This window comes from Fredinandcohnia onubensis (genome assembly GCF_002734285.1).
Taxonomy (GTDB): domain Bacteria; phylum Bacillota; class Bacilli; order Bacillales; family Bacillaceae_L; genus Ferdinandcohnia; species Ferdinandcohnia onubensis_A.
Genome location: NZ_NSEA01000011.1, coordinates 1 through 12,145 on the forward strand (window position 1 = coordinate 1; position 12,145 = coordinate 12,145).

The window sequence follows — 12,145 nt, forward strand, 5'->3', positions numbered from 1 at the left end:
TTCATAGAACTTTTGACACTACCTAATTGAGATATTTTGTGGTATATTCTCCTTTTAAAAAGGATTCCTCGTTAATAATTCGTTGGAATAAAGGGATATTCGTTTTTATTCCTTTGATTACAATTTGATTCAGATAGTCCTTAGCTGTTTGAATCGCTTCTTTTCGGCTGTTTCCATTCACGATTATTTTTGCAATCATCGGGTCGTAAAATGGTGTAACAGTTGTTCCTTTTTCATACCCATTGTCTACTCGCACATTTGAAACATTTTCCGGCAATGTATATTCCTCTATATTTCCTGGAGATGGGAAAAACTTTACCGGATCTTCAGCATACACACGAAACTCAATCGAGTGACCTGATGATAATATGTCATCCTGTGTCAAAGGTAGTTTCTCTCCCCTCGCCACAAGAATTTGCCACTTTACGAGATCCGTACTCGTAATCATTTCCGTAATGGCATGTTCAACCTGAAGTCTCGTATTCATTTCTAAGAAATAGAAATTTTCTTCTTCATCGACAATGAATTCAATCGTACCAGCATTTGTATAGTGCACATATTCTGCTGCCTTTTTGGCTGCATGACATATTTTTTCACGCGTTTCATTAGACAAAAATGGAGAGGGTGTTTCCTCTATTACTTTTTGGTTTCGACGTTGAATCGAACAATCTCTTTCAAATAGGTGAACAATGTTTCCGTGATGGTCACCAAAGATTTGTACTTCTATATGTCTTGCATTGGGAATGAACTTTTCGATGAACACTTCATCATTTCCAAAATACGTCTTCGCTCTAGTCTTTGTTGCGTGAAACGCTTTTTCTAGTTCTTCCTCAGAATTGCAACAAATCATCCCAATACCACCGCCACCACCACTTGCTTTTAGCATTACTGGGTAGCCATATTCTGCTGCAAGCATACAGGCTTCCTCTATTGTTTGAATACCTTCATTACTTCCTGGTACAACAGGGACACCCGCTTCAATCATTGTTTGTCTCGCTTTTACCTTATCGCCCATCAATGAAATAATCGAGGGTGAGGGCCCAATGAAAACCATCGATCGTTCAGCAACTGCCTTCGCGAAACTTGCATTTTCCGATAAAAACCCATAGCCTGGATGGATTGCATCAACATGCTCCTTCTCGGCAATTTCGAGGATTTTATCCATTTGAAGATAGGATTTTATAACAGGTGCCTCACCGATCCGATGCGCTACAGTTGCGTTTTTTACAAATGGTAATTGATGATCCGCATCTGAATAAATAGCGACTGTTTCAATCCCCATCTCGTGGCATGTTTTCATGATTCGTAAAGCGATTTCTCCCCTGTTTGCAATTAATACTTTTTTCAAGATCTTTTCCCCTTTCGTTGAAAGATCAAATCCACCCACAATATAATTTCTACACGTATCTACATAATCCTGCATATTATTGAAAACGCTTTCTATATTTTTCTACAGAATTTTTTGTATTTTTGTTGTATAATGATTTTATATTCATAATTACAGTTTCTCTTAGTAGAATCGCAAGGGGGATACAAAATGTATACGGCAAAGGTTGAGAAATTATTAGTAAACTACAAAACACTTGAAGAATTTAAAGCTTTTAAAGAATATGGGCTTCAAGAATTATCCATGCTGGAAGACCTTGAATCAAACATTATCGAAAATGATAGCGTTTCACCGTTTTATGGAATTTTCTTTGGTGATAAATTAGTGGCACGTATGAGTCTTTATCGTGTTGATAAAAAATTCAATAAATATTTTGAACCCGCACAAGACTATTTAGAACTTTGGAAGCTTGAAGTACTTCCAAATTATCAGCAAAAAGGATATGGGAAAGCATTAGTGGATTATGCAAAATCGTATAATCTACCGATTAAAACAAATCCACGTGTGAAATCCGCCGGTTTTTGGGAGAAAATGGGCTTTATCCCTGCATCCTACAATATGGAACGTGACCTTGGAGAAAACCCTCTTCTTTGGTTCCCAGATGGTGTACATGAAATCGACTAATACATGAAGAAAACAGCTGAACATATTGTCAGCTGTTTTCCTTTTTATTTCTCAACTCGTTCCAAATTCCCATTTCGGTCCATTTGAAATTTAACCTTCTTACTTCTTTCATCCTCTTGGAGAACCACCATTTTACGAGCGCGCTCCATGATTTCGATTAAGGCCTTATAATCTTCTTCAATTAATTGAATATTATTTTCTAACGTATTATTTTGTGTCTTTAAGGTTTTGACTTGTTCTTGAAGTTTACTTATTTGAGTGTTCAAGTTCCGATTTTCATTTACGACCTTCTGGAACTCACTTTCCGTCTTTTCATATTCTTCAAGGAACCGAATGACATCTCTTAATTGCAATTCTTGTTGTTCGCTAACAGTTTCATTGATCACTGGTTCAGATGAAGGATCCTGAAGTTGTTCTCCATTGTTTTGTTTCTTCAATTCCTTGCGCTGTTTTTTGGCAAGTTCAATTCCAGATTTATATTGTTTGCGCACATATGAATTCCATCTAAAGCCACAGGCTGCTGCGGTTCGGGATAATGATCGGCCCACCTCTTCAAATGCACCTAATTGTGTGCCTCCCTCTCGGATATGGCGCAATACTACCTCTGCAAGCAATAAATCTTCATCTTGAGTCCATGCATCTTGACGTGTTGAAGTCATATCTTCCCCTCCTAAACTTCTTTTTTATTAATACATATGCATGTAATAGAAAAGATAGACTACTCACACTCTAGCATGGAAATAATTATTCTTTTTGCATGATTTTACGTACTGCTTCTAGATGTTCTTCAGTTACCCACAAAGTAGTACACTCCTTGATCTCCTCCGTTATTCTCTCCTTCAACCTGGTTGCAGACCATTTTCTATTTACTACCTTTTTGTATGCATTTACTACTTTAGTATTATGTAAAAATTCTTTAGAAATAAATTCTTTGCATTCCATAATAGAATTGTCCACTGACAAGAGATGTTGGATAAAACCAAGCTCTTTACCGGCTTCGCTTGAAAAAATTTCACCTGTTAGAAGAAGGTGATACGCTTTGTCAATCGATACTCTTTCTAATAGGAGAGTTGCTCCACCCCAGCCTGTAGTAATCCCCTGTTTACCTTGAACAAAGCCGAATCTACTTCCACGAGATGCTAGTCTATAATCACAGGCAGTCGCAAGTTCACAGCCACCTCCAATTGCTAGTCCGTTCAGTAGAGCGATAGTTGGTTTCGTCAAAGTAGCAAGTGAGTATAGAATCATCCCCATCTTACTAAGCATTTGATATGCTTCTTCCTCTGTCTTAAGGTTTTGAAAAACGGATAAATCTCCACCTGAGCAAAAAGCTTTTTGTCCAGTACCCGTAATCACTAAAACTTTATCTTCATCATTTTCTTTTACTTCAATAATTGTCTTTTCAAGCCCTTCCATAACTTCAAAATCGATTGCATTCCATTTTTCAGGGCGATTGATTGTAAACCAAACGATTCCCTCTTCATCTCGTTTCACTATGTATTTTGACATGGATTTACCCCTTAAGCCTTTTTATCTTATTGTACTGGTAAAAAATTGAGATTGGCAACATTAGATTGAATAACATTAGAAAGAATCCGTGTTTTCATAAGTGGGGGATGTTAGAAAGTTATTTAGACAAAGTAAAAAGCGTATCGATAACAATGTTATCAATACGCTTTAACATGTTAACAAATTATTTGTTAACAACTTCTTTTCCTTTGTAAGTACCGCATTCTTTACATACGCGGTGTGCTAATTTCATTTCACCACAGTTTGGGCATGCCACCATACCTGGCACTTGTAATTTGAAATGTGTACGACGTAATCTTTTTCTTGTTTTAGAAGTTCTTCTAAAAGGTACAGCCATTATTCCCACCTCCTTAAAAAGAGTAGATCAAGATGGATTTTATTCGTCTTCGAAGAATTTTGCTAATCCTGCTAACCGTGGGTCAATCTTGTTCTTGTTATCATCTTCACTGATAACTTCCCAATCTTGTCCTGATTGCGGTGCTGCATCTTCAGAGTTCGAATCATCATCACAAAAAATCTGAATTGGTATTTCAAGTAAAATATTTTCCTTGATTAGCGGAAGTAAATCAATTACTTCTCCTTTAACTTGATGAACATCCTCTTCCGACTCTAAGTCAAATTCAGATGTCTGTCTAAGTAAAAACGTTTCAGTTGTTTTGATCTCGAATGGAAATTTTACATCAACCAAGGTTCGAGAACAAGGCAAAATCATTGATCCAGAGATTGCTAAATGAAAGCTTGCTTTTGTGGAGCTGAGATCAGCACGACCGGTTATTTGTACCGGTGAAATATCTCGAATCGATTTATCAATCTCCATTAAGTCTCTTACATCAACAGTTTCGTCAATCATTAGACCTTTTCGAGCTAACTGATTTAATTGATTAATTGTCCATTTCAAGTGAAATCACCTCAAGGCAACAAAGGTAATTATAGCTTTGCGGATTACATTTGTCAATATTTTTTCTTTACACTATACTAAATGTGTAGATACTTATCTACTATATCAGCTTTTCCAAAAAAATGATATTTAAAAATAAAGTTTATAATAGAAATGCATAAGGGCCTTGACCAGCCCTGACAAGCACAAGACGGCCGGCTAGAAGGTTGCTCTTTGACCTTCTTGACGGAACGGCTTGTGACCTCGAGGGGCTAGGCGCTTATGCTAAACATTGAAAAAAGGGTGAAATGATGAAGGCTGTAGGTGTAATTGTTGAATACAATCCATTTCATAATGGACATAAGTACCATCTTGAAGAAACAAAAAAGAAAACAAATTCAGATTGTACGATTGCAGTAATGAGTGGAAATTTTCTACAACGCGGTGAACCTGCCCTCGTTTCAAAATGGGCAAGGACCAAAATGGCGTTAGAAGCAGGTGTTGACATCGTCATTGAATTACCATATGCGTTTGCCACTCAGAAAGCACAAAACTTTGCGAATGGTGCAATCTCACTATTAAGTGCACTTCATTGTGAAGAAGTTTGCTTTGGTAGTGAAAATGGAACAATTGAAGATTTCAAAAACACTGTGGATTTTATGGAAAGAAATCAACAATCCTATGATTCCACCACTCGGCAGAATATGAAAAAAGGATATAGCTATCCTAAAGCAGCTTCTCTTGCTTATTCTTCACTTTCAAATAATGATACATACGTTGATTTATCAAAACCAAATAATATTTTAGGCTATCATTACGTAAAAGCTATCTATGATCAAAATAGTAACGTAAAAGCTGAAACAATTATGAGAACATCTGCCGGTTATCATGATGAAGCCTTTTCTCATGAATCCATAGCAAGTGCAACTAGTATTCGTAAAACATTATTTTCAACTGAGAAAAATATGGATCAAATTAATAATTATCTCCCACCCTCAACTTCCAAATGGCTTTCTTCTTATTTTCGAGAGAACCAATTATTCCATCGGTGGGAGGAATACTTTACATTATTAAAATATAGGTTACTAACGTCTACACCCGCTGAATTAGCTAATATTTATGAGGCAGAAGAAGGAATTGAAAATAGACTGCTAGACCATATTTCAGAAGCAACCTCGTTTTTGGACTTTATGGAAAAAATCAAAACGAAACGATACACTTGGACAAGACTGCAACGATTATGCGTACATATATTAACAAATACAACAAAGGAAATGCTAAAACCAATCAATGAAAGGCCACTTGCCACCTATATTCGTTTATTAGGCATGTCCCAAAAGGGACAGAACTATTTAAATCTCGTTAAAAAGGAAGTAGAACTTCCAATTGTTTCAAAAATGTCGGGGTTTTCGGATGAACTATTTACACTTGATGTGAAGGCAACCCAAACCTACTTAGCGATATTCCCTGAACCTCTTCGCTCCTCACTTCTACAACAGGAATATGCTACTCCACCGATTAGATATGATGAACAACATCAAAAATATTTATAAAAAACACAGCCGCATCCTTTTTGGAAGCGGCTATGTTTTATTTACTATTTCCATCAAGATTCTCAAGATAATGAATTGCGTCCTCAAAAGTATCTACAGGAACGATTTTCATGTCTGTCTTAATATCTTTAGCGGTTTCTAAAGCTTGTCGATAGTCTGAATCTGCTGCACCATTTTCATTCGGTGCAAAGAATATGTCTACATCAGTGTTATCGGCAGCGACTATCTTTTGCCCAATCCCACCTATAGGGCCAACCTGTCCCTCGGTATTGATTGTTCCAGTACCAGCGATGCGTAATCCGTGTGTCAAATCCTTTTCTGTTAGCTGATTATAAATCTCAAGTGTAAACATGAGGCCAGCCGAAGGACCACCTATTTTTTTCGAATCAATTTTAATTTCTGGATCTGCCACCACTTCGAGATCTGTAATTAATTCAATTCCAATTCCAATTTTGTCTGGATCCTTTGGAAAAGGCGCAAGTGAAATTGAGACTGATTTCTCTTCTCCATTTCGATCAACCTCAATGTTTATCGTTTCATTTTCTTTTTTATCCGATACATATTTCATAAATTCTGTATGTTCTTCAATTTGTTTCCCATCAACTGCAAAAATTCGATCGCCTGGCTTTAACACTTTCTCAGCCGGCATTCCCTCGACAATACCCATTATGTAGACTCCATGGTTTTTTACCGTTACAGGCTTGTTCGCATACTTATAGGCAACCGTAATTGCTGATTCCTGTGAATCCTCCATATAAAATAATTGGCGATTCGTATATTCCTCATCACTCTCATTGTCTCGTCGTACATGATTAATCGGTAAAATTTCATGATACTTTTGGAACTTAGCCAATAAATAGCTAAAAATATTGGCTTGGCCTAGGCGAATCGTCGTTAACATGAATTCACCTTCTTCTTCATAGCCATTTTCAACTTTAATGATGGGGTCAAGTTCTGTCGCCATTCCTGGTTTTGTCACGTAATATGGGAGCTGGATAAAGGTGCCCAAAATTGCAAGCACCACACCAATTACGAGGGCTTTTAAATACCCTTTATTTCTCTTTCTCTTCATTCAATGCAGACTCCTTCCACTTTGCAATTGCCTCTTGGATCATAGGAAGTTGTTTTCTCGTTTCCTCTTCCCCGATTCGGATAATATCCTCAATATTTGTAAAAGCACGGGAACTAAAATGCCCTACATGCGGACGGATCATGATATCAGAGGAAAATTCCCCATACTTCACAAGCTCCTTCTGCATAATATCTATACTCTGTAATATTACATCAAATATTGAAGCAACCTCTTCATTTATTTTAACATGTGAGACGTCCACCGCAATAACGATATCTGCCCCCATTTCTTTTGCAACAGAAATGGGAACACGATCAATAACACCACCATCGACAAGGATTCGACCATCAATTTTTTCAGGCACAAATATTCCAGGAATGGCAATACTTGCTCGGACAGCGTCTGCAACTGGACCATTTCGAAACACAACCTTTTCACCTGTTAATAAATCAGTTGCCACAATACCAATTGGAATATCAAGTTGTTCTATATTTTTGCCGTGTGTGAAAACACGTATTAGTTCCTTTACCCTTTTACCAGCAATAAATCCCATTTTAGGAACGGTAAAATCTAAATAATATTTGCGTTTAAATGCAAGTGCAAGCTTATATAATCTGTCAATATCCAACCCTGCCCCGTAAAAACTTGCGACCAAAGAACCCATGCTTGTTCCTGCGATGAGGTGAATTGGAATATTTTCTTCCAAAAGTACCTTGATTACTCCTAAATGTGCAAATCCTCTTGCCCCACCAGATCCAAGTGCCAATCCGATTACAGGTTCGTTCATACGAATCATCCCCTAACATTGAAACTATAACAGTATATGAAAAAAGAAATGAAAACTTGTACAAACTTTTGGTCTAAACTTGCCACCTATACACGTATATTTAAATAGATGTACAAACCATCGGTTGATATTTGATGATTCTTTTCATTACACTCACGATGACAGAATTAAAAAAAGAAAATTATGAAAACTTTGGACTCTCTTATTCTATCACTTAAATGAACTAATTGTATAGAAGAGAAGACTTCTGTAGGAGGAGTACCATTGATACGTTCTAGGTTCAAAACAGTAACAATTGCAGCAGGTATTACCTTACTTACCATTGCACTAATTTATTTTCCAAAGGAATCACTCGAAGCTTCAAGGGTCGGTTTGGAAATGTGGTGGAAGATCGTTTTCCCATCCTTACTCCCTTTCTTGATCATTTCTGAATTATTAATTGGTTTTGGTGTTGTTAAATTTATCGGTGTCTTATTTGAACCACTAATGAGACCGCTGTTCCGTGTACCAGGTGTAGGTGGTTTTGCATGGGCAATGGGTATGGCTTCAGGCTTTCCAGCCGGTGCAAAGCTAACCGCACGGCTTAGACAGGAGAAACAGATTACAAGGGTCGAAGCAGAAAGACTTGTTTCCTTCGCGAATGCTTCAAATCCTCTTTTTATATTTGCCGCCATTTCTGTTGGATTTTTTGAAAATCCAAGGTTAGGAATCTTGCTTGCAGTAAGTCATTATGTCGGAAATTTTTGTGTCGGTTTAATTATGAGGTTCTATGGTAAAAAAGGTGATGAACATACACCTAAAGATGAAGAAAATAAGAGTATTATTGTGAAAGCCTTACAGGAACTGCACCGTACAAGACTGAAGGAAAAAAGGCCGTTTGGTCAATTGTTAGGTGACGCAGTAACCACCTCTATTCATACATTGTTAATGATTGGTGGATTTATCATTTTATTCTCAGTGTTTAATAAGTTACTTTCTTTAATAAATGTTATTGCGATAATTGGGGCAGGATTATCGTTGTTATTAAAGCTATTCCAATTGCCAACCGAACTTAGCATCCCGCTGATTTCCGGAATATTTGAAATTACAACAGGATCGATGATGACAAGTGAACTAGAACACATCGAATTACTTCCTAAGGTGATTGCAGTCAGCTTTATTCTTGGATTTTGTGGACTATCTGTTCAAGCACAGGTTGCGAGTATACTAGCGGAAACCGATGTGAGTTTTAAGCCATTTTTCTTTGCCCGAATTATGCATGGCTTTTTGGCTGGAGTGATCACATTCTTTTTATGGAATCCCCTTTACGTTAACAATAAAGGCTCTGAAGAAACAATGGGTGTCTTCTCTCCATTGATACCAGAACATACACCCTTATGGGTAGAAACGGTATGGAATGGATTATTAACTTACGGACCGCTTTTTACCATATTATCTTTATTTTGCTATATCGGTATATATTCCATTAGAATAAAAAGCCCTCGCATTTAAGATGCGAGGCTTTTACTATTGGTATTATTTATATCAAACCTGCTGATTGAAATTAAATTTCTCCTTTAGAGCAAGTTCCACTGGCTTGGGTACAAGCTCTGAAATTTCACCATGATACTTCGCAGCTTCTTTTACAATACTTGAACTTAAAAATGAATATTGATTATTGGTCATCATAAAAAAGGTTTCGATTTCTTCATTTAAAATACGGTTCATTGAGGTAATTTGCATTTCGTACTCGAAATCTGAAACAGCACGAAGGCCACGTAAAATCGCATTTGCATTTTTCTGACTTGCATAGTCCATCAACAAACCTTGAAAAGATTCAACCTCAATATTATGTATGTCCTTAGTGCTTTCTTGTAAAAGTTCGATCCGTTCCTCTACTGTAAACAAAGGTTTTTTTGACGAGTTATTTAATACACACACGTAAATTTTATCAAATACTTTTGCGCCTCTTTTAATAATATCAAGATGCCCATTTGTTACAGGGTCAAAGCTTCCTGGGCATACAGCAATTCTAGTCATTTCTATTCCCCTTCCCATCCCTCTTCATATCTATAAATTGATACGCCAATGATTCCATACTCTTCATGGCGAACTAATTCAAAGTTTCCGATTGTCTTTTCGAGTACTACTTCTGAATCATGTTCTGCAATAATAACTCCATCACTTGTTAACAACTGATGTTGACTAATTTCTTCAATAAGTTCCGTTAATTTTTGCTTTTTATAAGGCGGATCTAAAAAGATTACATCGAATTTAATGTCCCGCTTTACGATTGCCTTTAATGCTCGTACAGCATCATTTCGATATACTTCTGCTTGATCCTGAAGGCGACATGTTTCTAAATTTCCTTTTATCGTTTGAATGGCTTTTTGATCACGATCAACAAAAATCACTTTGTCGATTCCGCGGCTAAGCGCTTCAATTCCAAGTCCGCCACTTCCACCGAACAAATCAAGACCAACTCCACCATCAAAATAAGGACCGATAATATTGAAAATCGCTTCTTTCACCTTGTCCGTTGTTGGGCGTGTAGACGTCCCTGGTACCGCTTTCAAGTGCAGACCTTTCTTTACCCCTGATACAACCCTCACTACTATCACCACTGTCTATGTAAAATGAATAACATTATCCTACCATAAACATTATCGTTTGTTAATCAATAAAGAATAATTCGAGGACAAAAGGTCAGCAAAAATTTTACTTCGATAATAAAAATACGCCAGAGCATGTATACACACTTCTCAATTGGTCATAATTAGTAATAACAACATCATTCGAGGATGTTGTTGCCAACCGCGGAGAAGACTTACGTTTCCCCATAAGTTCTTCCTCCGGTTTCTCCTCTCCCTTTGCCTTCTTCCATGTGAACGGTAACGAAAAACATGGAATGGAAGGACCCTGCAAGTGAACTTGCAGGGTTTTTTTGTTTGTAATTGTTAATTCTGATCAAATCGTGATACAGTAAACATGGAAAATATGAAAGTAAGGGGAAATAAGTATGATACAACGTTTTATAGAGCTGGGTGAAGGATACTCTGATATTTATGAACTTCTAGAGCTTATGAAAAATAATAGGGACAGGGTCTCGAAGCTATTTGCCTTTAACACTACCGTTCAAGATAGGCAGGTATCCTCTATAGCAGTAGCATTCCAACCAACGAACCCTGGTAATTTTCAAGCTATCTATATTTGTAGGGAAGGAATTCCGAACCCGGAAATCAAACCGAATAAGAGATACTCTCTCTTTGCTGAGTTGGCTAATGACCTTGATTTATCCATTATTACACTTGATGTTAAACCATCAACAATGTTTAGTGAAAAAGAACTTTATTATCAACACTTAATTGGGATTCTAAGAATGAACCGATACATACCACCGATGCAATAAAAAAAGCTTATCAAAAGCAAAATGCTTTTGATAAGCTTTTTATAGTCCAATCTTATAATCGTATTCCTTAGCACGATCTGGTTTTCGATTCTCGAATTCAATCTTTAAAAATGGTTTATATGATGGCTCGACTTTTTTTACGAAGGCAAGCGAATTTAACTTTTCTACGATTGAATCGGTATTTTCCATATCGTTATAAAGGACCACGTATTTTAGACGTTTCGATACATAGTGAATATTGCCAAATTTACGCAGCATTTTTGAATGCTTTAGCGAATGTAGCCAAACGATAATTCCTTGGCGTTGTCCAATCATAGTGTTTTCTCCTTATTTCAATAACTTTTTTATAGTGTAGCACAATGAGTTAAAATTTTACAATATGAAATAAAGTAGAAAACTTACTTTTTTCTGAAAATATGGATAGTATATTCATATTTTTTGCTAATCTATTAGTGACAACCACATGCTCCGCCGCTACCACAGCCGCCGCCACAGCTTGAGATGGAATCAAAATATGGGTTACCTGTTGGCACTTTAATATGTTTTGATACAGCTCCACCTAGTAACACGCTGATTTCATCAAGGACTTTTTGAATTTTATCTTCTGCCTTTTTAAATTCAGCAATGGTTTCATGAAGATCTAGCTTTCTTTTTAACTCCCTTGTCTCTTTTGAAACCGTTCGAAAATCAGGATGGTATTTCCCGAATCGTTGAACCTCGTCATACTTCTCCTTCATATTCTGAAATTCCGCGATCAGTTTTTGTGCTTCCTTATCCTTTTGTAATGTATATAGACAGCTGCGATATTCCTCAGCTAGTTCAGATTGTAGAATCATTGATGCTAGGCTTTCCGCCTCTTCAAGTATCTCAACTCTTTCAATTGTAGCTATCAAAAAAAACACCTCCATAATCACTATACCATGATTT

At 36.8% G+C, this 12,145-nt stretch carries 16 protein-coding genes; 4 read left to right on the top strand and 12 right to left on the bottom strand.

What is annotated here, in order from left to right:
• Positions 1-22: 22 nt before the first annotated feature.
• On the bottom strand, positions 23-1,348 hold the full coding sequence (locus CKJ95_RS11345) for an acetyl-CoA carboxylase biotin carboxylase subunit (RefSeq protein WP_099353543.1): 1,326 nt from the start codon (positions 1,346-1,348) through the stop codon (positions 23-25).
• A 189-nt stretch (positions 1,349-1,537) separates the two neighbouring features.
• Between CKJ95_RS11345 and CKJ95_RS11350 the strand changes: the two genes are divergently transcribed.
• Positions 1,538-2,011 carry an N-acetyltransferase gene (locus tag CKJ95_RS11350; RefSeq protein ID WP_099353544.1) on the top strand — a complete coding sequence of 158 codons (474 nt, stop codon included), beginning with the start codon at positions 1,538-1,540 and terminating at the stop codon, positions 2,009-2,011.
• A gap of 44 nt (positions 2,012-2,055) precedes the next feature.
• Here the strand turns inward: CKJ95_RS11350 and gerR are convergent, their stop codons facing one another.
• The 4 genes from gerR to CKJ95_RS11370 all read right to left on the bottom strand — a co-directional run bounded on the left by gerR (position 2,056) and on the right by CKJ95_RS11370 (position 4,439).
• Positions 2,056-2,670, bottom strand: a complete 615-nt coding sequence (gerR, locus tag CKJ95_RS11355; protein ID WP_099353545.1) for a sporulation-specific transcriptional regulator GerR — start codon at positions 2,668-2,670, stop codon at positions 2,056-2,058.
• Positions 2,671-2,755: 85 nt separating this feature from the next.
• Positions 2,756-3,520: an enoyl-CoA hydratase/isomerase family protein gene (locus tag CKJ95_RS11360; RefSeq protein ID WP_099353546.1), complete on the bottom strand. Its 765-nt coding sequence runs from the start codon at positions 3,518-3,520 to the stop codon at positions 2,756-2,758.
• Positions 3,521-3,704: 184 nt separating this feature from the next.
• Positions 3,705-3,878: a 50S ribosomal protein L32 gene (rpmF, locus tag CKJ95_RS11365; protein WP_077617716.1), complete on the bottom strand. Its 174-nt coding sequence runs from the start codon at positions 3,876-3,878 to the stop codon at positions 3,705-3,707.
• A gap of 39 nt (positions 3,879-3,917) precedes the next feature.
• The gene (locus CKJ95_RS11370) at positions 3,918-4,439 is read right to left on the bottom strand and encodes a YceD family protein (protein WP_099353547.1); all 522 of its coding nucleotides are present in this window, start codon (positions 4,437-4,439) and stop codon (positions 3,918-3,920) included.
• Positions 4,440-4,729: 290 nt separating this feature from the next.
• On the opposite strand from CKJ95_RS11370, the gene CKJ95_RS11375 reads away from it, so the two are divergent.
• A complete protein-coding gene (locus CKJ95_RS11375) occupies positions 4,730-5,971 on the top strand; it encodes a nucleotidyltransferase (RefSeq protein WP_099353548.1) in 1,242 nt (413 codons plus the stop codon).
• Positions 5,972-6,008: 37 nt separating this feature from the next.
• Here CKJ95_RS11375 and CKJ95_RS11380 read toward each other — a convergent pair whose 3' ends face one another.
• Positions 6,009-7,043 (bottom strand): SepM family pheromone-processing serine protease, encoded by a 1,035-nt coding sequence (locus CKJ95_RS11380; protein WP_099353549.1) that lies wholly within the window; start codon positions 7,041-7,043, stop codon positions 6,009-6,011.
• Positions 7,024-7,830, bottom strand: a complete 807-nt coding sequence (locus tag CKJ95_RS11385) for a patatin-like phospholipase family protein (protein ID WP_099353550.1) — start codon at positions 7,828-7,830, stop codon at positions 7,024-7,026. Before CKJ95_RS11385 ends, CKJ95_RS11380 begins: the two co-directional genes overlap by 20 nt.
• Positions 7,831-8,094: 264 nt before the next feature.
• Here CKJ95_RS11385 and ylbJ point away from each other — a divergent pair, with 264 nt between their 5' ends.
• A complete protein-coding gene (gene ylbJ, locus CKJ95_RS11390; protein WP_099353551.1) occupies positions 8,095-9,321 on the top strand; it encodes a sporulation integral membrane protein YlbJ in 1,227 nt (408 codons plus the stop codon).
• Between the two features lie 33 nt (positions 9,322-9,354).
• Here the strand turns inward: ylbJ and coaD are convergent, their stop codons facing one another.
• The 3 genes from coaD to CKJ95_RS23810 form a co-directional block, all read right to left on the bottom strand.
• Positions 9,355-9,849: a pantetheine-phosphate adenylyltransferase gene (gene coaD / locus CKJ95_RS11395; protein WP_099353552.1), complete on the bottom strand. Its 495-nt coding sequence runs from the start codon at positions 9,847-9,849 to the stop codon at positions 9,355-9,357.
• Between the two features lie 2 nt (positions 9,850-9,851).
• On the bottom strand, positions 9,852-10,421 hold the full coding sequence (gene rsmD, locus CKJ95_RS11400) for a 16S rRNA (guanine(966)-N(2))-methyltransferase RsmD (RefSeq protein ID WP_099353553.1): 570 nt from the start codon (positions 10,419-10,421) through the stop codon (positions 9,852-9,854).
• Between the two features lie 106 nt (positions 10,422-10,527).
• Entirely contained in the window at positions 10,528-10,650 is a 123-nt protein-coding gene (locus CKJ95_RS23810) for a hypothetical protein (protein ID WP_257215769.1), read from the bottom strand.
• A 178-nt stretch (positions 10,651-10,828) separates the two neighbouring features.
• On the opposite strand from CKJ95_RS23810, the gene CKJ95_RS11405 reads away from it, so the two are divergent.
• Positions 10,829-11,218 (top strand): DUF7147 family protein, encoded by a 390-nt coding sequence (locus CKJ95_RS11405; RefSeq protein ID WP_099353554.1) that lies wholly within the window; start codon positions 10,829-10,831, stop codon positions 11,216-11,218.
• 39 nt (positions 11,219-11,257) lie between these two features.
• Here the strand turns inward: CKJ95_RS11405 and CKJ95_RS11410 are convergent, their stop codons facing one another.
• Together CKJ95_RS11410 and CKJ95_RS11415 are read right to left on the bottom strand one after the other, a co-directional pair.
• On the bottom strand, positions 11,258-11,533 hold the full coding sequence (locus CKJ95_RS11410) for a YlbG family protein (protein ID WP_099353555.1): 276 nt from the start codon (positions 11,531-11,533) through the stop codon (positions 11,258-11,260).
• 134 nt (positions 11,534-11,667) lie between these two features.
• Entirely contained in the window at positions 11,668-12,111 is a 444-nt protein-coding gene (locus CKJ95_RS11415) for a YlbF family regulator (protein WP_099353556.1), read from the bottom strand.
• Between the last annotated feature and the right edge of the window lie 34 nt (positions 12,112-12,145).